Annotated in this window: 23 protein-coding genes; 6 read left to right on the top strand and 17 right to left on the bottom strand. The window is 71.1% G+C overall.

All coding sequences use genetic code 11. The features are described from left to right. Nucleotides 1-2: 2 nt before the first annotated feature. The 4 genes from HD597_RS06110 to HD597_RS06095 all read right to left on the bottom strand — a co-directional run bounded on the left by HD597_RS06110 (nucleotide 3) and on the right by HD597_RS06095 (nucleotide 2,886). Nucleotides 3-242 carry a hypothetical protein gene (locus HD597_RS06110; RefSeq protein WP_253740741.1) on the bottom strand — a complete coding sequence of 80 codons (240 nt, stop codon included), beginning with the start codon at nucleotides 240-242 and terminating at the stop codon, nucleotides 3-5. 91 nt (nucleotides 243-333) lie between these two features. Continuing rightward, nucleotides 334-1,578 carry a 3-phosphoshikimate 1-carboxyvinyltransferase gene (gene aroA / locus HD597_RS06105; protein WP_253740740.1) on the bottom strand — a complete coding sequence of 415 codons (1,245 nt, stop codon included), beginning with the start codon at nucleotides 1,576-1,578 and terminating at the stop codon, nucleotides 334-336. Between the two features lie 10 nt (nucleotides 1,579-1,588). Further along, nucleotides 1,589-2,542 (bottom strand): hypothetical protein, encoded by a 954-nt coding sequence (locus tag HD597_RS06100; protein ID WP_253740739.1) that lies wholly within the window; start codon nucleotides 2,540-2,542, stop codon nucleotides 1,589-1,591. Next, nucleotides 2,539-2,886 carry a PadR family transcriptional regulator gene (locus HD597_RS06095; protein ID WP_253740738.1) on the bottom strand — a complete coding sequence of 116 codons (348 nt, stop codon included), beginning with the start codon at nucleotides 2,884-2,886 and terminating at the stop codon, nucleotides 2,539-2,541. Before HD597_RS06095 ends, HD597_RS06100 begins: the two co-directional genes overlap by 4 nt. 110 nt (nucleotides 2,887-2,996) lie before the next feature. On the opposite strand from HD597_RS06095, the gene HD597_RS06090 reads away from it, so the two are divergent. Beyond that, complete coding sequence (locus HD597_RS06090; RefSeq protein WP_253740737.1) at nucleotides 2,997-4,730, top strand: HAD hydrolase family protein; 1,734 nt, start codon at nucleotides 2,997-2,999, stop codon at nucleotides 4,728-4,730. A gap of 24 nt (nucleotides 4,731-4,754) precedes the next feature. Here HD597_RS06090 and HD597_RS06085 read toward each other — a convergent pair whose 3' ends face one another. The 6 genes from HD597_RS06085 to HD597_RS06060 form a co-directional block, all read right to left on the bottom strand. Next, complete coding sequence (locus HD597_RS06085) at nucleotides 4,755-5,426, bottom strand: DUF3159 domain-containing protein (protein ID WP_253740736.1); 672 nt, start codon at nucleotides 5,424-5,426, stop codon at nucleotides 4,755-4,757. A gap of 4 nt (nucleotides 5,427-5,430) precedes the next feature. Beyond that, nucleotides 5,431-5,637 carry an OB-fold nucleic acid binding domain-containing protein gene (locus HD597_RS67250; protein WP_225289212.1) on the bottom strand — a complete coding sequence of 69 codons (207 nt, stop codon included), beginning with the start codon at nucleotides 5,635-5,637 and terminating at the stop codon, nucleotides 5,431-5,433. A gap of 208 nt (nucleotides 5,638-5,845) precedes the next feature. Further along, on the bottom strand, nucleotides 5,846-6,484 hold the full coding sequence (locus HD597_RS06075; protein ID WP_253740735.1) for a DUF3710 domain-containing protein: 639 nt from the start codon (nucleotides 6,482-6,484) through the stop codon (nucleotides 5,846-5,848). 82 nt (nucleotides 6,485-6,566) lie between these two features. Beyond that, nucleotides 6,567-7,043 carry a dUTP diphosphatase gene (dut, locus tag HD597_RS06070; RefSeq protein ID WP_253740734.1) on the bottom strand — a complete coding sequence of 159 codons (477 nt, stop codon included), beginning with the start codon at nucleotides 7,041-7,043 and terminating at the stop codon, nucleotides 6,567-6,569. Beyond that, complete coding sequence (locus HD597_RS06065) at nucleotides 7,040-7,594, bottom strand: PaaI family thioesterase (protein WP_253740733.1); 555 nt, start codon at nucleotides 7,592-7,594, stop codon at nucleotides 7,040-7,042. Before HD597_RS06065 ends, dut begins: the two co-directional genes overlap by 4 nt. A gap of 11 nt (nucleotides 7,595-7,605) precedes the next feature. After that, a complete protein-coding gene (locus HD597_RS06060; protein WP_253740732.1) occupies nucleotides 7,606-8,877 on the bottom strand; it encodes an AI-2E family transporter in 1,272 nt (423 codons plus the stop codon). Between the two features lie 146 nt (nucleotides 8,878-9,023). Between HD597_RS06060 and HD597_RS06055 the strand changes: the two genes are divergently transcribed. Then, the gene (locus HD597_RS06055; protein WP_253740731.1) at nucleotides 9,024-11,177 is read left to right on the top strand and encodes a DUF6351 family protein; all 2,154 of its coding nucleotides are present in this window, start codon (nucleotides 9,024-9,026) and stop codon (nucleotides 11,175-11,177) included. Here HD597_RS06055 and HD597_RS06050 read toward each other — a convergent pair. Continuing rightward, on the bottom strand, nucleotides 11,171-12,400 hold the full coding sequence (locus HD597_RS06050) for an MFS transporter (protein WP_253740730.1): 1,230 nt from the start codon (nucleotides 12,398-12,400) through the stop codon (nucleotides 11,171-11,173). The two genes, HD597_RS06055 and HD597_RS06050, sit on opposite strands and share 7 nt — an antisense overlap. Nucleotides 12,401-12,458: 58 nt before the next feature. Here HD597_RS06050 and HD597_RS06045 point away from each other — a divergent pair, with 58 nt between their 5' ends. Then, nucleotides 12,459-13,061: an ArsR/SmtB family transcription factor gene (locus HD597_RS06045; RefSeq protein WP_253740729.1), complete on the top strand. Its 603-nt coding sequence runs from the start codon at nucleotides 12,459-12,461 to the stop codon at nucleotides 13,059-13,061. A 40-nt stretch (nucleotides 13,062-13,101) separates the two neighbouring features. Here HD597_RS06045 and valS read toward each other — a convergent pair whose 3' ends face one another. Then, nucleotides 13,102-15,585 (bottom strand): valine--tRNA ligase, encoded by a 2,484-nt coding sequence (gene valS, locus HD597_RS06040; protein ID WP_253740728.1) that lies wholly within the window; start codon nucleotides 15,583-15,585, stop codon nucleotides 13,102-13,104. A gap of 108 nt (nucleotides 15,586-15,693) precedes the next feature. Here valS and HD597_RS06035 point away from each other — a divergent pair, with 108 nt between their 5' ends. After that, nucleotides 15,694-15,978, top strand: a complete 285-nt coding sequence (locus tag HD597_RS06035) for a DUF4235 domain-containing protein (RefSeq protein WP_185102531.1) — start codon at nucleotides 15,694-15,696, stop codon at nucleotides 15,976-15,978. On the opposite strand, the gene HD597_RS06030 is transcribed toward HD597_RS06035, so the two are convergent. Genes HD597_RS06030 through HD597_RS06020 form a run of 3 tightly spaced genes read right to left on the bottom strand, consistent with a single transcriptional unit; the run spans nucleotide 15,911 to nucleotide 19,842 of the window. After that, entirely contained in the window at nucleotides 15,911-17,344 is a 1,434-nt protein-coding gene (locus tag HD597_RS06030; protein WP_253740727.1) for an alpha,alpha-trehalose-phosphate synthase (UDP-forming), read from the bottom strand. The genes HD597_RS06035 and HD597_RS06030 overlap by 68 nt on opposite strands. Nucleotides 17,345-17,362: 18 nt before the next feature. Continuing rightward, nucleotides 17,363-18,898: an FAD-dependent monooxygenase gene (locus HD597_RS06025; RefSeq protein ID WP_253740726.1), complete on the bottom strand. Its 1,536-nt coding sequence runs from the start codon at nucleotides 18,896-18,898 to the stop codon at nucleotides 17,363-17,365. Next, nucleotides 18,895-19,842 carry an MBL fold metallo-hydrolase gene (locus HD597_RS06020; protein WP_253740725.1) on the bottom strand — a complete coding sequence of 316 codons (948 nt, stop codon included), beginning with the start codon at nucleotides 19,840-19,842 and terminating at the stop codon, nucleotides 18,895-18,897. The genes HD597_RS06025 and HD597_RS06020 overlap by 4 nt, the downstream gene beginning before the upstream one ends. Before the next feature lie 161 nt (nucleotides 19,843-20,003). On the opposite strand from HD597_RS06020, the gene paaI reads away from it, so the two are divergent. Both paaI and paaK read left to right on the top strand, forming a co-directional pair. After that, nucleotides 20,004-20,372: a hydroxyphenylacetyl-CoA thioesterase PaaI gene (gene paaI, locus HD597_RS06015; protein ID WP_253759249.1), complete on the top strand. Its 369-nt coding sequence runs from the start codon at nucleotides 20,004-20,006 to the stop codon at nucleotides 20,370-20,372. After that, nucleotides 20,369-21,664 (top strand): phenylacetate--CoA ligase PaaK, encoded by a 1,296-nt coding sequence (gene paaK, locus HD597_RS06010; RefSeq protein WP_253740724.1) that lies wholly within the window; start codon nucleotides 20,369-20,371, stop codon nucleotides 21,662-21,664. Before paaI ends, paaK begins: the two co-directional genes overlap by 4 nt. A 112-nt stretch (nucleotides 21,665-21,776) precedes the next feature. Here paaK and HD597_RS06005 read toward each other — a convergent pair whose 3' ends face one another. Together HD597_RS06005 and HD597_RS06000 are read right to left on the bottom strand one after the other, a co-directional pair. Further along, nucleotides 21,777-22,583: a hypothetical protein gene (locus tag HD597_RS06005; protein WP_253740723.1), complete on the bottom strand. Its 807-nt coding sequence runs from the start codon at nucleotides 22,581-22,583 to the stop codon at nucleotides 21,777-21,779. Nucleotides 22,584-22,664: 81 nt separating this feature from the next. Continuing rightward, entirely contained in the window at nucleotides 22,665-22,964 is a 300-nt protein-coding gene (locus tag HD597_RS06000; protein ID WP_020542847.1) for a DUF4193 domain-containing protein, read from the bottom strand. Between the last annotated feature and the right edge of the window lie 289 nt (nucleotides 22,965-23,253).

Below are 23,253 nucleotides of genomic sequence, written 5' to 3'. Positions count from 1 at the left end.
TCTCAGTACATGCCGTACCCGTGACCGTGCTCGTCCTCCTCGTCCTCCTCGTCCTCGCACCCGGTGATCGTGGTCCGCACGGACATCGGCGAGCCCATCCTGATGGCGTAGGTCACTCCCTTGTCGCACATGGTGATGGACGGCCCGCGGTAGTCCAGGTCCTCGTCGGCCAGCGCGGGCACGGCGGTGAGGAGCAGGGCGGCGGCGGTCATGGTGAGGGCGGCGATGGCGCTTTTATACATGGTGATCCCCGATGCGGTGTGAGGTGGTCGTTCGCCTGCCTTCGTACCCGCACGAGTGGATCAAGTGGTTCAGGGTTCGATGCGAAGATCTTTACCCGGGGTGGATCCCCCACTCCTCCCGCAGCCCCGCCAGCGCCTCGTGGAAGCCGGGGAACGTCTTCTTCACGCATCCGGGGTCGTCCAGCGTGATCCCCGGCGTGCGCAGCCCCGTGACGCTGAACGACATGGCGATCCGGTGGTCGCCGTGGCAGGCGATCTCGGCGGGACGGGGCCGGGCCGGGGTGATCTCGATCCAGTCGCGGCCGAGACTCACCGGCACGCCCAGCCGCCGCAGGTTCTCCGCGCAGGCCTCCAGCCGGTCGCACTCCTTGACGCGGGTGTTGTACACGTCCTCGATCCGCACCGGGCCGTCGGCGAACGGAGCGATGGCGGCGAGCGTGGGGACGGTGTCGGAGATGTCGCGCATGTTGACGGTCAGGCCACGCAGGCGGCCCGTACCGGTGACGGTCATGGAATCGGGTGACATCTCCACCGAAGCGCCCATCCGCTCCAGCACCCCGGCGAAGCGGACGTCCCCTTGCAGCGCCCCGGAGCCCAGCCCGGGGATCGTGATGGTGTTCCCGGTCAGGGCCGCCGCGGCGAGCGGGTAACTGGCCGTGGAGGCGTCCGGCTCGATGGCGTAGTCGGCCGCCTCGTACCCGTGCGGCGGCACGTGGAACGTGTCCCCCTCCCGCCGCACCTCGGCCCCGAAGCCGCGCATCATCGCCAGCGTGATCTCGACGTACGGCGCCGACACGAGGTCGGTGACGGTGATCTCCAGCCCTTCGGCGGTCAGCGGGCCGACGAGCAGTAACGCGGTGAGGAACTGCGACGACAACCCCGCGTCCAGCGTGATCCGCCCGCCCTTGATGCCGCCGGCCCGCACGGTCAGCGGGTGATGCCCCTCCTGCTCCTCATGCGTCAGGTCCACGCCGAGCTCGCGCAGCGCCCGGGTGAGAGGTCCGAGCGGGCGGCGGCGCATCTGCGCGGAGGCGTCGAAGCGGAACACGCCGCGCCCGGCCGCCGCCAGCGCGGGCAGGAACCGCGCGGTCGTGGCGCCGTCGCGGCAGAACACCTCCGCCTCGCCGTACGCGGGCCCCTCCGGCCGGCCGCCGATCGTCCACGCCCGCGGCCCGCGCTCCACCCGGTAACCGAGCGCGGCCAGCCCCTGCGCGAACCCCTCCGTGTCGTCGGAGACCAGCGGGCGCCGCAGCACGGTCGTGCCCCGCGCGGCGGCGGCGAGGAACAGGGCGCGGGCGGTGACGGACTTCGAGCCTGGAACCTGCATGATCGTCATGCACGGCAGCCTAGACGCGGGGCCGCCCCGCTCGGCTGCCCGCCCCGGCCGCCGACGAAGGCGCCGATCCGGCCCTGGCCAGCACTCCCGCCACTCCCAGCACCGCCACCGACAACGTGACGGTCAGGACCTCGTGCAGCGGATTGATCCCGTGCACCGCCATGACGGCGATCACCGGCACCAGCACGACCGCCACCCGCCGCCCGACGGGTGAGCGCAGCGCCAGCGCCCCCGCGACCAGCACGAGCACGGCCGCGACGGGCAGGCCTGCCCATCTGGCGATCATGGCCGCCAGAACGGACGACCCGGCCACCGCGACCGTCCACTTGAGCAGCCGCGGCGTGCCCGCGGAGCCGGGGCCGGGCGAGGGTGCCACGGCCAGCATGACGGCGCACAGACCGGACGGCACCAGGCCCATGGCGATGTCGCTCACCTCGACGGGATTCGCCTGCACGAGCACACCGTCGGCATTCCCCGCCGCGAATTCGTAGTCCCGCCGAGAGATCGACCACCCCGTTAACAGCGAATATCCCGCGGCGCACGCGACCGCCGCCCAGCGCCGGTTGAGCCAGGCGAACAACGCCAGCAGCCCGTACGGCAGCGCGGACGCCCCCGCCTCCCCCATCAGCCGCAGCCCCTCCCGGTTGAACTCCCCCCGCAACACCCACTCGCCGTAGGCGGCGGCGCCCAAGAGGTGGATCACGAAGAGGGCGAGGGGCGCGAGCAGCGCGGCGATGTTGAGCGCGTCCCGCCAGTACAGGCTCGACCGGTCATCGACGGCGCGCCGCAGCCGGATCGCCAGGCCGCCGCGCACCACGTCGAGGGCGTCCCTGGGCGACGGCCGCCGCCGGCCGGGCGCCGAGCCCGCGAGCAGCACCGCGATCATCTCCTCCTCGTGCCGGGCCCGATGCTCCTTCGGGTAGGCCGCCATCAGCCGCCGGAAGCCCCGCTCCAGGCCCGTCATGCGCCACTTCCCATCGTCCCGAGGCCGTGCCGTGATCGCAGCCGCGCGGTCGCGGTCTCGACGTTGCGCCGCAGCTGCTCGGTCTCGGCCGCCAGCCGTTCCGCCCCGGGCGGGGTCAGCCGGTAGTAACGCCGCGCCCGCCCGTCCACGACCTCCTCCCGCTCGGTCTCGACCAGCCCTTCCCCTTCCAGCCGGTCGAGCGCCGCGTACAGGGTGCCGGCGCGCAGCCGCACCCGCTCACCGGAGATCCGCAGCACGTCGGTGATGATCCCGTACCCGTGCTGCGGCCCGGCCGCCAGCGCCGTCAGGATCAGGAACGTCGGCTCCTGCATCGCTCGTTTCATCACATCGACGATATATACCGGTGATCTGACCATGATGCAAGCGGGGCAAAGTTCACCTGTCTTTCACCTGCCCCACCGGATGCCGGCCTGCCCAGGGGTAGGGGGCGAGCATGCGCTACAACGTGCTGGCCTGCGACTACGACGAAACCCTGGCCAGGGACGGCCAGGTGGACGACGCGACGATCGAGGCGCTGGAGCGGCTGTCCCGGGCCGGGTTCAAGCTGCTGCTGGTCACCGGGCGCGAGCTGGACGACCTGCTCTCGGTCTTCCCGCACCCCGCCCTGTTCGACCTGATCGTGGCCGAGAACGGCGGCCTCCTGTACGACCCGCGCCAGCGCACCTGCGACGCCCTCGCCGCGCCGCCGCCCGCCGAGCTGGCCGAGCGGCTGCGGACGGAGGGGGTGAGCCCGCTGGGCGTCGGCCAGGTGCTGGTCGCCACGCGTGAGCCCCACGACGTGCACGTCCTGGGGCTGATCCGCGAGCTCGGCCTGGAGCTGCAGGTCATCTACAACAAGGGCGCGGTCATGGTGCTGCCTCCCGGCGTGAACAAGGCCACCGGCCTGTGCGCCGCCCTTGACCGCATGGGCCTGTCACGGCACAGCGTGGTCGCGGTCGGCGACGGTGAGAACGACCACGCGTTCCTGACCGCCGCCGAGTGCGGCGCCGCCGTCGCCAACGCCCTGCCCGCGCTCAAGGACGCCTGCGACCTCTGCCTGGACGAGGCGAACGGTCGCGGGGTGAGCGAGCTGGCGGGGCTGCTGCTCACGGGCGACCTCGACGAGCTGGACCTGCCGCGCCACGACGTCCTGCTCGGCCACGCGGGCGAGGAGGAGGTACGCCTGCCCTCGTACGGCATCGGCCTGCTGGTGGCGGGCCCGTCCGGCAGCGGCAAGTCCACAGTCACCACCGCGCTGCTCGAACGGCTCACCGGCGACGGCTACCAGTGCGCGATCGTGGACCCGGAGGGCGACTACGCGGAGTACCCGGGCCTCACCGTGCTCGGCGACCCCGACCGGGTGCCGGCCGTGGACGAGGTCGTGCACGTCCTGGAGCAGCCCGGCCACAGCGTCGTGATCAACCTGATCGGCCTGCAGCTGCGCGACCGGCCCGCGTACTTCGCCGAGCTGCTGCCCCGCCTGACCGGCCTGCGCGCCAAGCTGGGCCACCCGCACTGGCTCATCATCGACGAGGCCCACCACCTGATGCCCGCGGAGGTGCGCCACGTGCCCATCCAGCACCCCGGCGATCTCGGCGCGCTCCTGATGATCACCGTTCATCCCGACGCGATGAGCCCCGCCGCGCTCCGCCTGGTCACCAGCACGATCGCGGTGGGCAGGGAGCCCGGCAACACGCTGGCCGCCTTCGCCACCGCCCGCGGCCTCGACGCGCCCACGGTGCGCCCGGCCCCGAAGGGCGATCTGGCGCTCTGGCGGGACGGCGCGCAGTACGCGCGCGAGCTGACCCTGGCCCCCGCCCGCGCCGAGCGCACCAGGCACCGGCGCAAGTACGCGGCCGGCACCATGGCCAAGGACAAGAGCTTCTACTTCACCGGGCCGCAGGAGCGGCTGCGGCTGCGGGCCAGGAACCTGCACACGTTCGTGGAGCTGAGCGAGGGCGTGGACGACGACACCTGGCTGCACCACCTGCGGCGCGGCGACTACTCGGCGTGGATCCGCGACAAGCTGGGCGACGCCGAGCTGGCGGACGAGGTGGCCGCCGTGGAGCGGGCCGAGGGCGAGCTGTCGCCGCGGGACGGCAGGCAGCGCGTGGCGGACCTCATCGGCGCCCGCTACACCCTGCCCGCCGAGCCCACCGACTTCGACCCCGACCACAGGGACCGCTGACTCCCCGGCGGCGCCGGGGAGCCGTCAGGCGGGTGCGACAGGTGGCTTGATCGGCGTGCGGCCGCGGCCGAGCATCCACAACATGGCCGCCAGCGCGGCGACCTGCAGCGGCCAGCCCATCACGATCTTGGCGAAGCCGAGCGCCGCCACCGCCTCGTCGCCGCCGCCGAACAGGTACACAGGCCCCTGCACGGCCACCCGGACCGCGCAGGGCAGCATGAGCAGCCACGTCAGCCGCGTGCACAGCCGCACGATGCCGGGATCCTTGTGCCAGGCGGTCGGATCGCCCGTCACAGAGCCGATCAGGAAGCCGACGACCGGCCACCGCGTGACGATCGAGATCAGCATCGCCACCGCGTAACCGGCGTTGTACAGGATGCCGGGCAGGAAGTAGTCCTTCGCGTCGCCCGACCTGCTGGCGAAGAACGCGCCGATCGCGATGCCGATCAGGCTGTTGATCACGAACTGCGGTGTGGAGCGCTGGATGAGCCGCACCGCCAGCAGCACCACCGACAACCCGATGCTGATGATGAGCGACAGCTTCAGGTCTTCCGTCGTGATCCAGGACAACGTGAACGCGATCGTCGGGACGGCCGCCTCGATGATGCCGCGCACTCCGCCGAGGGCCTTGGCGAGCTGTGCTCGCACCGCCGCCTCAACGGTGTCGTGGGCGACCTCTTCCGCCTCAGCACTCACCTGATCAACTCCCTGGGCGCAGCTCGTAACGCGGATTGAACATCACCTTGCGCCCGTCCTGCATGCTGACCAGGCCCTCGGCCTTGACCGTGCGGCCCGGCTCGATGCCCGCGATCTTGCGGCGGCCGAGCCAGACCAGGTCGATCACGTCGGACCCGTCGTAGAGCTCGGCCTCGAGAGCAGGGGCTCCGCCCCTCGGACGCAGAGTCACCGTACGTAGCGTACCCGCCACACAGAAGCGGCGGCGACCGCCACACGAGACGATCGGGGTGGCGCCGACCTCGTCGGCGTCCTCCCGGAGTTCCTGGGCCTCGATCTCGGACTGGCTGGTGGCCAGCCGACTGAAGAACCCGCGCAATCCCCCACGTTTAGGGGGCTCTGCCGTACTCATGATGCATCAGCCTATGTGATGTCAGCTCTTAGCGAATCTCACTGATTTCAGGTCCCCGCTTGAACGGGTTGAAACCCTGCCGCTGCTCGCCGGCCTCACCCGCCTGCTCGTTCGGACGGCGCAGCGGGATGGGCTCCTCGCGGGCCATCGGCTCGTCGCCGCGGACCACCACGACGTCCTTGATGAAGTCGATGTACGCCTGCGCGACCGTGTCGTCGGCGGCCGCCTTGCCGGAGATCACCGCCAGCAGGAACCAGCGGGGGCCGTCGATGCCGAGGTAGCGGGCCGGGCGGCTGTTGCCCTCGACCTTCATCTCGCCGGTCAGCTCGCTGCCGAACGGCCCCTCCCGCTCCTCCAGGTGCTTGGCCTGGGCCGAGATCTTGGTCTTGACCTCGTCCCACAGGCCGGAGCTGCGGGGGGCGGCCAGGGCCTGGAGCTGCAGCGAGCTCTCGTCGTACAGGACTACCACCCCGACGTGCTGGTCCCCGACGGAGGCCAGCCGCACGTCGAAGTCGGGGTTGTGCGGCAAACGCAGGCCGCCCAGGTCGATGCGCTCGGCCTCCGGGTGGGGCTCGTCGGCGTCCCACGGGCCGGATTCGCGCGTCGGCTCAGCGGCCTCCTGCTCGACCGCCTGGTCCGGCTGCTCACGACGACGACGTCGGAACACGTTCCTCACTCTCCCTGTTCGTCGGGCCGCTGCCGGGCCCGTAGTTCGCTCGGGCCCCGCAGGGCCCCTTCCCACGCCACGATCAGCGCCCCGCCGATCCGAAACCACCGGTCGGTCCGAAGCCGCCGGTCGATCCGAAGCCGCCGGCGCCGCGCACGGATTCCGGCAACCGCTCGGCCTCCACGAACGCCACGCGTTCCACCCGCTGGATCACGAGCTGCGCCACCCGGTCGCCCCGCCGCAGCCTGAACGGCTCCTTGAGGTCGGTGTTGATCACCGTCACCTTGATCTCGCCCCGGTAACCGGCGTCCACCGTACCCGGCGCGTTGACCAGCGTGACGCCGTGCTTGGCCGCCAGCCCCGAACGGGGATGCACGAACGCGGCATAGCCGTCGGGCAGGGCGATCGCGAGCCCGGTGCCGACGACGGCCCGCTCGCCGGGCATCAGCTCCACGTCCTCGGCGGCGTGGAGGTCGGCTCCCGCGTCGCCCGGATGGGCGTACGACGGGACCGGCAGCCCGGGGTCGAGCCGCTGGATGAGGACCTCTGCTCCGCTCAAGGGTTCACCTCGTAGTCCTGATGTTCGGCGGCGATGGCGGCCAGATCGCCATGCTTGGCGAAGTGTTCCATGTTCACCTCGATGAACAGCGCTGCCGCGCGGACGGCGACCGGACCGTCTGGAGCGCCGATGCGCCCCTCAGCCTCAAGGTACGCCTTTCTGCCGTCGATGCCGTTGCACCAGGCACGCAGGTGGAGTGTCGTGCCCACGGGAACGGGGAGCACGTAGTCGGTCTCCAGCCGCCCTGTCACGTAGGGCTTGTGGAACAGGTAGACGGACATGCCGATGACTTCGTCCATGGCGGCGGCCAGGACGCCGCCGTGCGCCAGCCTCGGCGCTCCCTGGTGCGCCTCCCCCACCGTGAACTCCGCCTCCACGGTGGTGCCGTCGGGGGTCCTGGCGTTGAGGTGCAGCCCGGTCGGGTGACCGGTGCCGCAGCCGAAGCACTGGCTGTAGTGGGAGCCCAGGGCGCTGCCCGCCGGCGGCGCGTCGGGATGCGCGGCGGGCGGCTGCGCGCCGGGCGGCGGGGTGGTGAGGGAGGAACGCGTCACGGGTGACGAGGTTACTCCGTGTCCTTCCCCCGCTCGCCCCCAGCGGCCGCCGACACGATCGGGCCTTCCGATCGCGGCTCGGGGGCGCCGGGCCGCGTCGCCGGAGCGTCGGGCCCCTCGTCGCGGCCGCCGGGCCCGCCTTCGCCGCCGCGGAACCCGCCGCCCGCCTCACCCGGGCCGGGCGGTGGTGACCCGCCCGATGAGGTGTCGTCATGCCCCGGCGGCAGCGCCGGTGGCTGATGCCGCAGCTCCGGCAGCGCCCGGTAGATCACCGCCGCCACCGGCACGGCCACGGCGGCCCCCGCGATGCCCGCCAGGATGCCTCCGATGGACAGCACGAGGATGATGGCCAGCGGGTGGAAGTTGAGCGCCCGCCCCACGATCAGCGGCTGCAGCACGTGGTTCTCCAGCTGCTGCTCCACGATGAGGATGCCGAGGAAGATCAGGGCGTACACGAGCCCCTTGGCCCCCAGCGTGACCAGGGTCGCGATCGTCCCGGCGAAGAAGATGCCGACGATGGGGATGAAGCTGGCGAAGAAGATCAGCACGGCCAGCGGCGCCCACAGCGGCACCCCCATCCCGGCCAGCACGATGCCCATGATCAGGCCGTGCACGGCGGCCACCGCCACCGTGCCCTGCACGTAGTGGGAGAGCGTGGCCCACGCGGCCCGCCCGGCCCGGTCGACGCGCGGCGCCACCCCGCCGAACGCCTTGAGGAACCACGTCCAGATCCGGTCGCCGTCCTTGAGCAGGAAGAACGTCACGAACAGCAGCAGCACGATGGACGCGAGCACCTCGACGGCCACCGCGCCGGCCGACAGCACCGTGCCGGTGATGGCCGTGCGCTGGGCGTTGAGCATGGCGGCGATCTCGTCGACGTAGCCGGTGATCTGCGTCTGCTCCAGATGCAGCGGGCCCTGGATCAGCCACTCCTGCACGGATCTGGCCGTATCCTGCACCTGCTCGACCAGGTTGGGGAACTCCTCGCTGGCCCGCGCCCCGACCAGCCAGCCGGTGCCGACGAGCACGGCCAGGGCCACCAGCATGGTGATCCAGGTGGCGTAGATGGGCCGCATGCCGGCGCTGCGCAGCGAGTTCGTCAAGGGGAAGAGCAGCGCCGTCAGCAGGAGCGCGATCGCCACGGGCAGAGCCACGAACGCCAGGCGGGCGATCGCCTGGACGATGAAGTAGACGACCACGCCGACGAGGATCAGGCACCCACTCCATGCGGCCATCCTGGCCAGCACGGGTGGCACGAGCTTGGTGGGGCGGTCGGTCAGCACGTGTTCAAGACTGGCACGTCCGGGCTCCGGATGCGCGCGGATATCGGGCCGGCAGCTTTGAGCGTAATGGAGCAGCGCCTCCCCGCCCTGTTCTCGGGCGAGATCGGGCCTGTGCAGGGGCGGGGGCCCGTGCCACCGTCGTGGTCATGAAGGCTGTGATGGTCCTCACCGTGCTGGCGTCCCTCGTCGCCGCCCCCGCCCCCGCGTACGCCTCCCGCGCCGCCCTGGCGCTGGAGGTGCTCTCCAGCCGCCCCGACCAGGTGACCGGCGGCGACGCCCTGATCAGAGTCCGCGGCACGGGCGGCGCCCGGCTCAGGGTGCTCCGCAACGGCGAGGACGTCACGGCGGCCTTCAAGCAGACCAGGGACGATCTCACCGGCCTGGTGAGCGGCCTCGCCGCCGGCGACAACACGATCACCGCCACGGCGTGGCCGCACAGGCGCACGATGAGGATCCGCAACCACCCCGTCCAGGGCCCGGTCTTCTCGGGCGCCCACCAGTACCCGTTCCTGTGCAAGACCGAGCGCAGCGGCCTGGGCCCGCCCGTCGCGGACAACCAGGACGGCCAGGGCATGCGCGTCACCGGCGGCTGGAGCAGGGACTGCTTCGCCCCCACGGTCACCGACCGCCTCTACCGCTCCATGGACGGCACGTACAAGCCGATGCCGGAGCAGGGCCGCCCCGCCGACCTGGCCACGACCACGCTGCTGGACGGCCGCACGGCCGACTTCGTGGTCCGGCGGGAGCGCGGCGTGATCAACCGCTTCCTCTACTCGATCGCCATGCTGGAGGACGGCTGGAACGGCAGGGCGATGTACCGCTTCGACGGCGGCGTGGGCATCGGCCACGACCAGGGCACCCTCGGCGGCAGCGCCCTGGACCCGTACGGCCTGGGCCAGGGCTACGCGATCCTGCACTCCTCGGGCACCCGCACCTCGACCCACTACAACCTCATCCTCGGCGGCGAGACGGCCCTGATGGTCAAGGAGCGCTTCGTCGAGCGGCACGGCCTGCCGCTCTACACGGTCGGGGTCGGCGGCTCGGGCGGCGCCATCCAGCAGTACATCTACGCCCAGAACCACGGCGACCGGGTGATCGACGCAGCGATCCCGCAGTACTCCTACCCGGACATGGTCACCCAGACCATCCACGTGGGCGACTGCGAGCTGCTCGAACGTTACATGGACGCGCGTCCCCGCTGGGCGCGGTGGGACGATCGCACGGCCCTGATCGGCATGAACGCCAGCGACACCGTCGTCAACCCGACCACCGGCAGGCCGGGCTCCGACGAGTGCGTCAACGGCTGGCGCGGCCTGACCCCGCTGACCATGAACCCGCTGTGGACGAGCAACAACGATCCCGAGTGGCAGCGCATGGACCCGCCGGGCGTCAAGGACACCGTCCAGTGGACGCACTGGGACGACCTGCGCAAGGTGTACGGGGTGGACGAGCAGGGCTACGCCCGTTCGACGTGGGACAACGTGGGCGTCCAGTACGGCCTCAAGGCGCTGACGGACGGCGTGATCACCCCGGAGGAGTTCCTCGGCCTGAACGCCGAGGCGGGCTCGTGGAAGGAGGCGGCCGACATGGTGCAGGAGGGCTGCCCGTTCGTGCCGTCCGCCTGCCCGGCCGACTTCGACCCGTGGAGCGCCCGCAACGCGAACCTGGGCGGCGATCCCGCCCCGAGGCGTACCGGCGACCCGGTGGCGATCAGGAACGTGCGCGGCAGCGGCCTGGTGTTCGGCGGCGACGTCGACCTGCCGGTCATCGACTGGCGGCACTACCTGGAGGAGCAGCTTGACATGCACAACGCGCACCAGTCGTTCGCCTCCAGGAAGCGCATGCTGGACCACGACGGCCGGGCCGGGAACCAGGTCATCTGGTTCACGGACGCCCGCCCTGACGGGCCGAGGTTCGACCAGACGCCCGAGGCGCTGCGGGTGATCGACGCCTGGATGGCCAATATCCGGAAATATCCGGCGCGCGGCGTCGCCGGGAACCGGCCGCCCCAGGCCGTGGACCGCTGCTTCGCCACCGACGGCACCGAGCTGGCCGCCGGCCCGAACGTCTGGGACGGCGTCCTCGACCGCCGCGCCCCCGGCCCGTGCACCCAGCGCTTCCCGCTCCACGGGACCTCGCGCACGGTGGCGGGCGGCCCGATCGAGGGCGGCGTGTACAAGTGCCGGCTTCAGCCGGTCGAGCGCGCGATCGCCAGGGGCCTGTACGGCTCGTGGCGGCCGGACGCCGGCCAGCGGGCCAGGCTGAAGCAGATCTTCCCGACAGGGGTCTGCGACTACTGACGCTCCTCCACCACGGGCAGCTCCCGCATCGTCCGCATGGGCGAGGTGAACACCCACAGGAACGCCAGGCAGGCCCCGACACCGGCGACCACCAGCGTGCTCCTGACGCCGATCACCTCGCCCAGCACGCCGCCGAGCAGCCCGCCCAGCGGCATCGTCCCCCAGACGAGGAAGCGCATGGTGGCGTTCATCCGGCCCAGCAGTTCCTCGGGCGTCGCGGCCTGGCGGAAGCTGAGCTGGGTGACGTTGTAGACGACCACGCCCGCCCCGACGAAGAACTCGTAGACGACGACCAGGCCGAGCCGCCAGTCGTCCTGCACCCACGGCAGCAGGAACGTCAGCGGCGCGGGGATCACGATGGCCAGCCACATCGTCGGCCCCTGCCCCAGCCACCGGGCCAGCCGGGCGTTGAGCACCGCGCCCACCAGGCCGCCGAGCCCGCCGGCGGCCATGAGCAGGCCGATCGTGCCCGCGCTCACCTTCAGCTCCCCGGCCAGCAGCAGCAGGAGCATGGGGTGGGCGATCGCGCCGAACAGGTTCGCGGTGCCGGTGCAGCCGGCGATGCGGCGCAGCAGCCGGTGCCCGAACACGAACCTGACGCCCTCGCCGATCTCCTTGGCCAGATGCGCGCGGGGCCGCTCCTGGCGCGTCTCCCGCTTGCGGATGGTGCCCAGGCACAGCGCCGACCAGGCGAATCCGGCCACGGTGACGACCAGCGCGAACGGCGCGGTGAGGAACTGGATCAGGTAGCCGCCGACGCTCGGCCCGCCGAGCTGCGCCACCGTCCGCACGATCTCCAGCGTGGAGTTGCCCTCGACCAGCCGCTCGCGCCCGACGAGGTGTGGCAGGTAGCTCTGGTACGCGGCGTCGAAGAACACGGTGAACACGCCGAGCACCAGCGCCACGGCGTAGAGCTGGTACATCGTCAGCACGCCCAGCCACCAGGCGAGCGGCACGGAGGCCAGCGCCAGCGCCCGCGCCCAGTCGCTGACCACCATCACCATGCGCTTGCGCCGCCGGTCCACGATCGCGCCGGCGGGCAACCCGATCACCACGAACGCCAGCGTCTCGCACGCGGTCAGCAGCCCCAGCTCGAACGCCGAGGCGTCCAGCGCGGTCACCGCCACCAGGGGGAGGGCCAGGAACAGGAGCTGGGTGCCCACCTGGCTGGCGGAGTCCGCCAGGAACAGCCCCCGGAAGTCGTGCTCGCGTAAGAGGCTCACGAGTCAGAACCTCTCACAACCGATTGACGAATTTCAACCGGTTGTAGGGTGGCCTCCCATGGGCACCCGACGCCGCCCCGCGACCGAGGCCGAGGCCCGCGCGCTGGCCTCCGCCATCCGGCTGCGCATCCTGCGCCTCTGCCTGGACCAGGCACTGACCAACAAGGAGATCGCCGACCGGCTCGGCGCCAACCCCGCCACGACCCTGCACCACGTCCGCAAGCTGGTGGAGACCGGCTTCCTGGCGGCCGAGCCGAGCAGGCCCGGCCCGCGCGGCTCGACCGAGATCCCCTACCGGGCCACGGGCAAGTCGTGGGAGATGGACGTCCGCGAGAGCGGCGTGACCGGCGGCAGGGCCGCCATGCTCGACGCCTTCCTGGAGGAGGTCAGGATGGTGGACATCGAGGAGGTCAGCTTCACCAGGCTCGGGCTCAGGCTCACCCCCGAGGGCCACGCCGAGCTGCTCGAACGCCTCCGAGAGGTGTTCGACGAGTTCTGCTACCGGCAGCCGCCGGCGGACGGGAAGGCGTACTCGCTGTTCTTCGCCCTCCACAGAGACGTCAGCAGGGACGCCAGCAGGGACATCAGCAGGGACATCAGCAGGGACATCAGCGGAGACATCAGCGGAGACACCGACAGGGACACCGGCGGAGACGCCTGACGCCGGGCGCGCACGCGCCCGGGCGTCAGAAGGGGACCGCTCAGCCCAGCTGCACCTCGACCTTGAGCGTGTCACCGTACTCCAGCACGAACTCCTCGACGTTGCCCGCCGCGCACAGGTCGTCCTGCGCCTGCCGCACCAGCTCCACGTCGGGCGCCCACACGGTCAGCCGCGACACCTCGGCCCGCATCGACTGCTTGGCCTCGGACTTGGCCTTGCGCACCTGCCCGAGCACCTCGGAGGCCACGCTCAGCACGGCCGGGTCGCCCGCGCCGCGCTCCACCGCGGGCCAGGAGGCGTGGTGCACGGAGCCGTCGCGCCACCACGACCACACCTCCTCGGTCACGAACGGCAGGAACGGCGCGAACAGCCGCAGCAGCACGTCCAGCGCCTGCCGCAGCGCCGCGTGCGCCGAGGCCGAGGCGGCGCCGGACTCGTACGCCCTGGCCTTGACCAGCTCCACGTAGTCGTCGCAGAACGCCCAGAAGAACCGCTCCACGGCCTCGATGGCCCGCGTGTGGTCGTAACCCTCGAACGCCGCCGTGGCCTCGCGCACGGCGTCGGACAGCGCCGCCAGCATGGCCAGGTCGAGCGGCTCGCTCACCTCGGCGGCGGACTCCTCGGCGGCCAGCCCCAGCACGAACTTCGAGGCGTTCAGGATCTTGATGGCCAGCCGCCGCCCCACCTTGAGCTGCCCGGCGTCGAAGGCGGTGTCGACGCCGTAGCGGCCGTTGGCCGCCCAGTAGCGCACCGCGTCGGAGCCGTGCTGCTCCAGCAGGTCGATCGGGGTGACGACGTTGCCCTTGGACTTGGACATCTTCTTGCGGTCGGGGTCGAGGATCCACCCCGAGATCGCCACGTCGCTCCACGGCAGCGTGCCGAACTCGTAGTGCGACCTGACCACGGTCGCGAACAGCCAGGTGCGGATGATCTCGTGGCTCTGCGCCCGCAGGTCGGCGGGGTAGACGCCGCGGAACAGCTCGTCGTCGGTGCCCCACCGGCCGGCGATCTGCGGCGTCAGCGACGAGGTGGCCCAGGTGTCCATGACGTCGGGGTCGGCCATGAAGCCGCCGGGCACGCCGCGCTGCTCCTCGGTGTAGCCGGGCGGCACGTCGGAGGACGGGTCGACCGGCAGCATCTCCTCGGTGGGCAGGATCGGCGCGTCGTGGACGGGCTGCCCGGACTCGTCGATCGGATACCACACGGGGAACGGCACGCCGAAGAAGCGCTGCCGCGAGATCAGCCAGTCGCCGGTGAGCCCCTCGACCCAGTTGTCGTAGCGCACCCGCATGTGCGGCGGGTGCCAGGTCAGCTCCCGCCCGCGCGCCAGCAGCCGCTCGCGCAGCTCCTCGTCGCGCCCGCCGTTGCGGATGTACCACTGGCGGGTGGTGACGATCTCCAGGGGCCTGTCGCCCTTCTCGAAGAACTTCACCGTGCGCTGCACCGGACGGGGCTCGCCGTCGAGGTCGCCGGACTCGCGCAGCAGCTCCACGATGCGCTCGCGGGCGCTGTGCACGGTCTTGCCGGCCAGCTCCTTGTACGGCTCGGCGTCCACGCCCTCCGGCGGCTCGGGCAGCAGCCGGCCGTCCCAGCCGATCACGGGCCGGGTGGGCAGGTGCAGCTCCCGCCACCAGGTGACGTCGGTGAGGTCGCCGAACGTGCAGATCATCGCGATGCCCGTGCCCTTGTCGGGCTCGGCCAGGCGGTGGGCCAGCTCCGGCACCTCGACCCCGAACAGCGGCGTCAGCACCGAGGTGCCGAACAGCTCCTGGTAGCGCTCGTCGTCGGGATGGGCGACCAGCGCCACGCAGGCCGGGATCAGCTCGGGCCGGGTCGTCTCGATGTGGACGGGCCCCTTCTCGCCGTAGAAGGAGATCTTGTGGAAGGCGCCGGGCCACTCCCGGTCCTCCAGCTCGGCCTGGGCCACGGCGGTGCGGAACGACACGTCCCACAGCGTCGGCGCCTCGGCCAGGTAGGCCTCGCCGCGCAGCAGGTTGCGCAGGAACGCCCGCTGCGCCACCGCCCGCGACTCGTCGCCGATCGTGGTGTAGAGCAGCGACCAGTCCACCGACAGGCCGATGCGCCGCCACATCTCCTCGTAGGCCTGCTCGTCGATGGCGGTCAGCTTGTGGCACAGCTCCACGAAGTTGCGCCGGGAGATGGAGATCTCCCGCTTGCCCGGCTTGTCCGGCGGCACGAAGTCGGGGTCGTACGGCAGCGACGGGTCGCAGCGCACGCCGTAGACGTTCTGCACGCGGCGCTCGGTCGGCAGGCCGTTGTCGTCCCAGCCGATCGGGTAGAACACCGTCTTGCCGAGCATCCGCTGGTAGCGGGCCATGATGTCGGTGTGCGTGTAGGAGAAGGCATGACCCACGTGCAGGGAACCGGACACGGTCGGCGGCGGCGTGTCGATGGAGAAGACCCGCTCGCGCGGCGCCGACCTGTCGAAGCGGTAGGTGCCCTCGTCCTCCCAGCGAGCTACCCATACCTGCTCCAAGCCGTCAAGGGTCGGCTTGTCGGGCATGGATGCATGGCGTAGTCGCTGTTGAGTCATGCCTCCTTATGGTACGGCTTCGCAGGCCCGGCAGGCGTTAGAGACTAGTGTTCGTTACAAAGGGGAAGGGAGATCGGCATGGCGGAGGACAAGCCCGATATCGCCTGGCGCGTCGTGGGCGGCCTGGTGGGGCTCGTGACGGCGTGGGCGGCCAGGAAGATCCTCGGGTTCGCCTGGAAGAAGGCGACCGGCAAGGAGCCGCCCATCGACACCGACTCGCCCGAGGTCAGCATGGGCGAGGCGATCGGTTACGCCGTCGTCATGGGGGTCGGCATGTCGGTGGCGCAGATCGTGGTCAACCGGACCGCCAAGAAGCGCTACGACGCGTGGAAGTCGCTGAAGCAGGTGACTCCAGGGCAGTGAGGAACTCACTCGCCCAGCGGTCCACGTCGTAGGTGGCGACCCGGCGGCGCATCGTGCGCATCCGCCGGGCCAGCTCGTGCGGCGTGGCCCGCATGGCCGCCAGCATCTGCCGCTTGACGTCCTCCACGTCGTACGGGTTGACCAGGTACGCCTGCCGCAGCTCGTCGGCGGCCCCGGCGAACTCGCTCAGCACGAGCGCCCCGTGCAGGTCGTGGTGACAGGAGATGTACTCCTTGGCCACCAGGTTCATCCCGTCGCGCAGGGGCGTGACGACCATGACGTCGGCGGCCAGGTAGAGCGCGGCCAGCTCGTCGTGGCCGTACGACTGGTGGAAGTACCACACCGGCTGGTAGCCGAGCTGCGCGTGCTCCCCGTTGATCCGGCCTACCTGCAGCTCGATGTCGTCGCGCAGCTTCCTGTACTCGTCCACCCGCTCCCTGCTCGGCGTGGCGATCTGCACGAACACGGCCTCGCCCGGCTGCAGCCGCCCGTCCTTGAGCAGCTCGCCGAACCCTTCCAGGCGCTGCCCGATGCCCTTGGTGTAGTCGAGCCGGTCCACGCCCAGCAGCACGTGCTCGGGGTCGCCGAGCTCGACCCTGATCTCCTTGGCCCGGTCCACGATGCGCGGCTCGCGCACGAGCGAGTCGAGCTGCGCGAAGTCCACGGAGATCGGGAACGCCTGCGTGGTCACGATCCGGTCGTCGAGGAAGATCTCGTTCCCCTTGTACGGCAGCCCGAGCAGCCGCCGGCACAGCCTGCGGAAGTTCGAGGCCCCGCCGGGGAGCTGGAAGCCCACGAGGTCGGCCCCGAGCAGCCCCTCGACGAGTTCCTTGCGCCACGGCAGCCGCCAGAACAGCTCCGTGGGCGGGAACGGGATGTGCAGGAAGAACCCGATGCGCAGGTCGGGGCGGAGCTTGCGGAGCATCGCGGGCACGAGCTGGAGCTGGTAGTCCTGCACCCACACGACCGCGTTCTCCTCGGCCGCCCGCGCGGCGGCCTCGGCGAAGCGCTGGTTGACGCTGCGGTAGGTCTCCCACATCTCCCTGTCGAACACCGGCGTCGCGACCACGTCGTGGTAGAGCGGCCACAGGGTGGCGTTGGAGAACCCCTCGTAGTAGAGCTCGACCTCACGTGCGGACAGCGGGATCGGGATGAGGCTCATGCCGTCCTGTTCGAACGGCTCCAGCGTCTCGTCGGCCGCCCCGTGCCAGCCGGCCCAGGCTCCGTGACGGCGCTGCATCACCGGCGCTATCGCGGTGACGAGGCCGCCGGGACTCCTGCGCCACGAAGCCGTTCCGTCAGGCTCGATCGTGCGATCGACCGGCAACCGGTTCGCGACGATCAGAAACGAGCTACGGCCACTCAACGCAGTCCTCCTATGGGGTCATGTGTCAGGAAAGCCGCCAAGCGCACGGCTAACAGCGGCCGCCACCGACTCCGGCCCCGCATGGGGGATGATCGCGGCGATGTGGGAATCGGGCCTGATGAGCCATGCCTCATCCGGCCCGGCGCCGAGCCTCTCAGCGAGCGAGCCAGTCCCATCCATCTCCGCGAGCCCGCGTACGGCGAGCGGCGCCGGTATGACCTTGCCCAGGACCTGCACAAACAAACTCGAATCGCACATATCGCCCAACAGCACGAGGAATCCGTCCCGCGTGAACTCCCGCAATCTGCCTCCCGGCAGCGGCAGGTCGGGCAGGATCACGCCGGGCGCGGGCGTGCACAGGGCCCCCTTGGGCGGCCGTCCCAGGAAGGGCCGGGCCGGCTCCGGGGTGGTGAGCGGCGAGTCCACGTACCAGAACGGCTCGGCGAACCGCCCCGAGTCCACCTCCTCGATCCGCCCGCCCTCCAGCGCCGCGCGCCTGCGCATCCGCTCCTCGACACTCCCGGGGGCGAGGAAGCGCATGGTGGCGGCGGTGATCTCCAGGTTCTCCAGCGCGGCGGCGTGCCGTTCGGCGTGGTAGGACTCCAGCAGCTCGGGCCCGGCCCAGCCGTTGAGCGCGAAGGCCAGCTTCCAGGCCGCGTTCTCGGCGTCCGGCACGCCCGAGTTGAGCCCGCGCGCGCCGAACGGGGCCACCAGATGGGCGCAGTCGCCCGCCAGAAGGACCCGCCCGACCCGCATCCGGGAGGCGATCCGCGAGTGGAAGCGGTACGTGCTGTGCCAGAGCAGCTCGTACGGCCGATCCCCGATGATTTGCCGGATTTTTCGCGATATATCGACATCTGTTGGGATGAAGTCTGGCGCGATCTGCCAGTCGATCCGGTACGTGCCCCCGGGGCACGGATGAATGAGCACCTGGCGGCCCGGATTCCAGACGGGGTCGAAGTAGAAGCGCCGCTCGCTCTCCAGGCCCGGCAGGTCCGCCTTGATGTCGCAGATCAGGAACTGGTCCGCGAACGTCTCCCCGGAGAACGACACCCCCAGCGACGCCCGGATCCCCTGCGCCCTGGCGCCCGCGCAGACCAGCACGTACGGCGCGCGCAGCCGCCGCTGGCCGCAGTGCACGCTCACCCCGGAGGCGTCCTGGCTCAGCCCCGTGACCTCGTGGTCCCAGCGCACCTCGATGAGCGGCTGCCCGGCGATGGCCTCGTCGAGGATCTGCTCGGTGCGGGCCTGGGAGATGTTCACGCACGGCGGCAGGGGCCCCTCGCGCTCGAACGTCCAGGAGAACAGCTCGCGGTCGCGGTAGTAGGTGCGGGCCGTGGTCCAGGCCAGCCCCTCCTCGGCCACCTTGCCCGCGCCCGCGGCGGCCCAGATGTCGAGCACGTCGCGCTGCTGGCAGATGGACTTCGACCCGCCGCTCCCCCGCCCCGGCCGCTGGTCCAGCACCAGCACCTGCACACCCCACCGGGCCAGCAGCAGCGCCGCGCTCTGCCCGACCGGCCCGGCCCCGACCACGATGACCTGCGCCTGGTTCATGACTGCAGCTCGTCCCACACCTGGCGGTCGCGCTCGGCGGTCCACACGCGCGGCCGCTCGACGCCGTGCAGCTCGTCCCAGAGCCTGGAGACGTTGAACGGCAGGCAGTGCTCGAAGATCGGCCAGCGGCCGTAGCGGGGCTCCAGGGCGCGGTGCGTGCGCTCGAACGCCTCCTTCAGCGACCCGGCCCCGCCCACCTCGCGCAGCATCACGGCCAGGAAGTCGCGGGTCTGCCCGATGGCCGACTCGACGCCCTCCTTGCCTCTGGCCACCGCGCCTCTGCCGCCGACCAGGGTCTCGGCGCCGAGCGAGGCGACCCGGTCGAGGGTGCCGGAGGACCAGTCGCGGTGGAAGGCGTCGCCGGTGTAGAGGGCGGCCTGCGACTCGACGAGGTCGCCGGCGAACAGGATGCGGTGCCTGGGCAGCCACGCCACCAGGTCTCCCTCGGTGTGGCCGCGCCCGCAGTACTGCAGCACCAGGTCGCCGCGCCCGCCGCCGAGGTCGATGGTGAAGCGGTCGCTGAAGGTGGCCGTCGGCCAGGTCAGGCCCGGGATCGAGGCGGGGTCCTTGAACAGGCGGGGCATCCTGGCGTACTCGCTGGCCCAGTCCTGCTCTCCGCGTTCGGCGATCAGCTCGCGGGTCTTCTCGTGCGTCACGATCACGTCCGCGCCGAAGGCCGACGCGCCGAGCACGCGGACCGCGTGGTAGTGCGACAGCACCAGATAGCGGATCGGCTTGGTGGTGTGCTCGCGCAGCCTGGCCAGCCAGTCGCGGGCGGCCACCGGGGTGGCCAGCGCCTCGAAGCAGACGAGGAAGTCCTCGCCCTCGATCGCGCCCACGTTCGGGTCGCCTTCGGCGGTGAGCGCGTACACGCCGTCCGCGAGCACCTCCAGTGACTGTTGTTTCTCGCCGAGATCCGCCGACGAGGCGAACGGCTTGGCCATCGCTGCTCCTCCCGCTCAGGCGTGGTTCCGTGAGAGGCATACCCCGCGGCGCCGCTCGAACCTGCGGCCCGGTCCCTTGACAGGGAAGTCAGGCCGATGATTTGTTTACCGAACATTCGGTCAGTTAACAAGGGAGATCCGCGTTGGAGAGCGCGCGTCGCATGATGGACGCCGACACCGCCTCCGCCGCCCTGGGCATCGAGCTGGCGGAGCTGGGCGAGGGCCGGGCGGTGTGCCGCATGGCCGTGACCGACCAGATGATCAACGGCCACGACCTGTGTCACGGCGGGTACGTGTTCCTGCTGGCCGACACGGCCTTCGCGTGCGCGTGCAACACCTCCGGCCCCGTCACGGTGGCGGCCGGCGCGGAGATCGCGTTCGTCTCCCCCGCCCGCGCCGGTGACGTGCTGGTGGCCGAGGCCGCCGAGCGCACCCGCTACGGGCGCAGCGGCATCTACGACGTCACCGTGCGGCGGCCCGACGGTCAGGTGGTCGCGGAGTTCCGCGGCCGGAGCCGGGAGTTGAGATGAGACTTGGAGATCCCCCCGCCGGCCACGAGCTCGACCCGATCGAGCGCGTGTCCCGCGACGAGCTCATGGCGCTCCAGCTCGAACGCCTTCAGCGCACCCTGCGCCGCGCCTACGAGCACGTCCCGCTCTACCGGGACAAGTTCGACCGGGCGGGCGTGCATCCGAGCGACTGCAAGGAGCTCGGCGACCTGGCGAAGTTCCCCTTCACCACGAAGCAGGACCTGCGCGAGTCCTACCCGTTCGGCATGTTCGCGGTGCCGCGCGAGCAGGTGGTGCGCGTCCACGCCTCCAGCGGCACCACCGGCCAGCCCACCGTGGTCGGTTACACCAAAAACGACATCGACGTCTGGGCGGAGGTCGTGGCCCGCTCGATCCGCGCCTCCGGCGGGCGGCCGGGCGACATCGTGCACGTCGCCTACGGCTACGGCCTGTTCACCGGCGGCCTGGGCGCGCACTACGGGGCCGAGCGGCTCGGCTGCACGGTGGTGCCCGTCTCCGGCGGGATGACGCCCCGTCAGGTGCGGCTCATCCAGGACTTCCGGCCCGACGTGATCATGGTGACGCCGTCGTACATGCTGGCCCTGCTGGACGAGTTCGCCGCCCAGGGCCTGGACCCGCGCGAGTCGTCGCTGCGGATCGGCATCTTCGGCGCCGAGCCGTGGACCGAGAAGATGCGCGCGGAGATCGAGGACCGCTTCGACCTGCACGCCGTGGACATCTACGGGCTGTCGGAGGTGATGGGCCCCGGCGTGGCCAACGAGTGCGTCGAGACCAAGGACGGGCTGCACATCTGGGAGGACCACTTCTACCCGGAGACCGTCGACCCGTTCACCGGCGAGCCCGCCCCCGAGGGCGAGCTGGTCTTCACCAGCCTCACCAAGGAGGCCATGCCGGTCATCCGCTACCGCACGCGCGACCTGACCCGGCTGCTGCCCGGCACCGCGAGGCCGGCCTTCCGGCGCATGGAGAAGGTGACCGGGCGCACCGACGACATGATCATCCTGCGGGGCGTGAACGTGTTCCCGACCCAGATCGAGGAGCTGGTGCTGGGCATCGAGGGCCTGTCGCCGCACTTCCAGCTCCACCTGACCCGCCCGGAGCGGCTCGACGTGATGACGGTCAGGGTCGAGGCGCGCCCCGGCTTCTCAGGCCGGGCGGAGGCGGGCGAGGTGCTGGCCAGGGCGGTCAAGGACACCGTCGGCGTCAGCGTCGAGATCGACGTCGTGGACCCGGAGACGCTGGAACGGTCGGTCGGCAAGCTCAGGCGCGTCGTCGACAGGCGGGACGGCTAGCACCCACCGGCCGGCACCGCCTGGCACCCGCCGGCACTGCCTGGCACCGGGTGGCACCGCCTACTACCACGGCCGCCGGAGCCCCGCGCGGCCGGGCGGTCCGCTCTGCCGCCTAGGGGGCGAGCTCGTCCCGGCCGGGGTCCTGGGGCAGCGAGGGACGCTTGACGCGCAGATCGTTGCGGATGGCCTCGCCCAGTTTCTTGGTGGCCATGCGGTTGAGCGCGCCTCCGGCGATGGCGCCGGTCAGGAACGGGCCGAAGGTGGTCAGATGCCGCCCCAGCGTCCGCATGAGACGGTTGCGCAGAGCCGTCTTGGTGGCGGCTCCCAGAGCCAGGGAGACGGACGCGGGTGCGAGGGGGTCGATGCCGCGTTGTCTGGCCCAGGCCGCGGTGAACGCGATGGCGCGCTGGGTGCCGGTGCCCTGCACGTGTACGCCGTAGACCTCGTGCAGCTCGGCCAGCAGCTTGACCTCGATGGCGGCGACGACGATGGTCTCGGCGACGAGCTGGGCGGGGGCGGAGAGCAGGAGGGGTGGCGCGGCGAACTCGGCCGCTGCCAGTGCTCCGCCGATGGCGCCGACCGTCATCGTGGCCTTCTGCGCGGTGCGCACCAGGTCGTCGGCGAGCTCTTCGCCGGTCAGGCCATGATGATGCTCGGCAAGGGTGTGCAGATCCCTGATCGGGATGCGCGGCGCGATGTTGAGGAAGACGTCGGCCAGCCAGCGGCCCCGGCCCGCGCCGGTCGCCCGTGCCTTCTTCGCCCCGGCGGACAGCGCCTGGGCTAGTCGGCCGAGCAGCCTGCGCCGCTCGGCCGGCTCGAGTTCACCGGGTCCGGTGAGCCTGCCAACGAGCTCGCCGACCTCACGATCGGGGTCGGCGATCTCACTGCCTGGTTGCTGGTCTTTCTCTGGTACGGCCACGCGGTGCCTCCATGTCTCTTGGTCGCGATCGCCCAGGGTGTGCCGTCTCTCTGCCCGCCCCGAGCTCCTTCGCTCCAGGAATTAGGCGGCGCACTCCCGGCAGACCTGCTGGCCGTTCTTCTCGGAGGCCAGCTGGCTGCGGTGGTGCACCAGGAAGCAGCGCGAGCAGGTGAACTCGTCGGCCTGACGGGGGATCACCCGCAGGGAGAGCTCTTCGTTCGACAGGTCCGCACCGGGCAGCTCAAGCGACTCGGCCAGGTCGGTCTCGTCGATGTCGATGCTGCCAGACGACTTGTCGGTGCGCCGCGCCTGCAGCTCCTGGAGGCTGTCCTCCCCCAGGTCGTCGTCTGTCTTGCGCGGGCTGTCGTAGTCGGTAGCCATTGTGCTTACTCCATCCCCCTCATCCATATGTGTTCGCGCTCATCGCGCGTCTTCTAACGTCCGGGAAGCCCATCTTGTGCCCGTTCCGTCGGGGAGATTTCCCATCGGTACCCCGCGGAAACGGACAACGAACCTCCCAACACGTCAGGGCCTGCTGCCGACGGCAATGGTTAGCCAAATATGGCGAAACCCACAGCCTTGGCGTCATGCACCACCGTGTTCGACGGCACATCCAACCACATGTGCGGCGTGGATGAGACGCCCCCCGTGACTCAACACGCACACGAAC

The organism is Nonomuraea thailandensis, from assembly GCF_024172165.1.
Taxonomy (GTDB): domain Bacteria; phylum Actinomycetota; class Actinomycetes; order Streptosporangiales; family Streptosporangiaceae; genus Nonomuraea; species Nonomuraea thailandensis.
The sequence above is the reverse complement of the archived record's forward strand: the minus strand, read 5'-3'. Positions and strand labels throughout refer to the sequence as shown.

What these genes read in the sequence shown, in the direction of transcription:
- HD597_RS06110 (WP_253740741.1), bottom strand. Translation starts at nt 242, where the DNA reads ATGTATAAAAGCGCCATCGCCGCCCTCACCATGACCGCCGCCGCCCTG.
- aroA (WP_253740740.1), bottom strand. Translation starts at nt 1,578, where the DNA reads ATGACGATCATGCAGGTTCCAGGCTCGAAGTCCGTCACCGCCCGCGCC.
- HD597_RS06100 (WP_253740739.1), bottom strand. Translation starts at nt 2,542, where the DNA reads ATGACGGGCCTGGAGCGGGGCTTCCGGCGGCTGATGGCGGCCTACCCG.
- HD597_RS06095 (WP_253740738.1), bottom strand. Translation starts at nt 2,886, where the DNA reads ATGAAACGAGCGATGCAGGAGCCGACGTTCCTGATCCTGACGGCGCTG.
- HD597_RS06090 (WP_253740737.1), top strand. Translation starts at nt 2,997, where the DNA reads ATGCGCTACAACGTGCTGGCCTGCGACTACGACGAAACCCTGGCCAGG.
- HD597_RS06055 (WP_253740731.1), top strand. Translation starts at nt 9,024, where the DNA reads ATGAAGGCTGTGATGGTCCTCACCGTGCTGGCGTCCCTCGTCGCCGCC.
- HD597_RS06045 (WP_253740729.1), top strand. Translation starts at nt 12,459, where the DNA reads ATGGGCACCCGACGCCGCCCCGCGACCGAGGCCGAGGCCCGCGCGCTG.
- valS (WP_253740728.1), bottom strand. Translation starts at nt 15,585, where the DNA reads ATGCCCGACAAGCCGACCCTTGACGGCTTGGAGCAGGTATGGGTAGCT.
- HD597_RS06035 (WP_185102531.1), top strand. Translation starts at nt 15,694, where the DNA reads ATGGCGGAGGACAAGCCCGATATCGCCTGGCGCGTCGTGGGCGGCCTG.
- HD597_RS06025 (WP_253740726.1), bottom strand. Translation starts at nt 18,898, where the DNA reads ATGAACCAGGCGCAGGTCATCGTGGTCGGGGCCGGGCCGGTCGGGCAG.
- HD597_RS06020 (WP_253740725.1), bottom strand. Translation starts at nt 19,842, where the DNA reads ATGGCCAAGCCGTTCGCCTCGTCGGCGGATCTCGGCGAGAAACAACAG.
- paaI (WP_253759249.1), top strand. Translation starts at nt 20,004, where the DNA reads ATGATGGACGCCGACACCGCCTCCGCCGCCCTGGGCATCGAGCTGGCG.
- paaK (WP_253740724.1), top strand. Translation starts at nt 20,369, where the DNA reads ATGAGACTTGGAGATCCCCCCGCCGGCCACGAGCTCGACCCGATCGAG.
- HD597_RS06000 (WP_020542847.1), bottom strand. Translation starts at nt 22,964, where the DNA reads ATGGCTACCGACTACGACAGCCCGCGCAAGACAGACGACGACCTGGGG.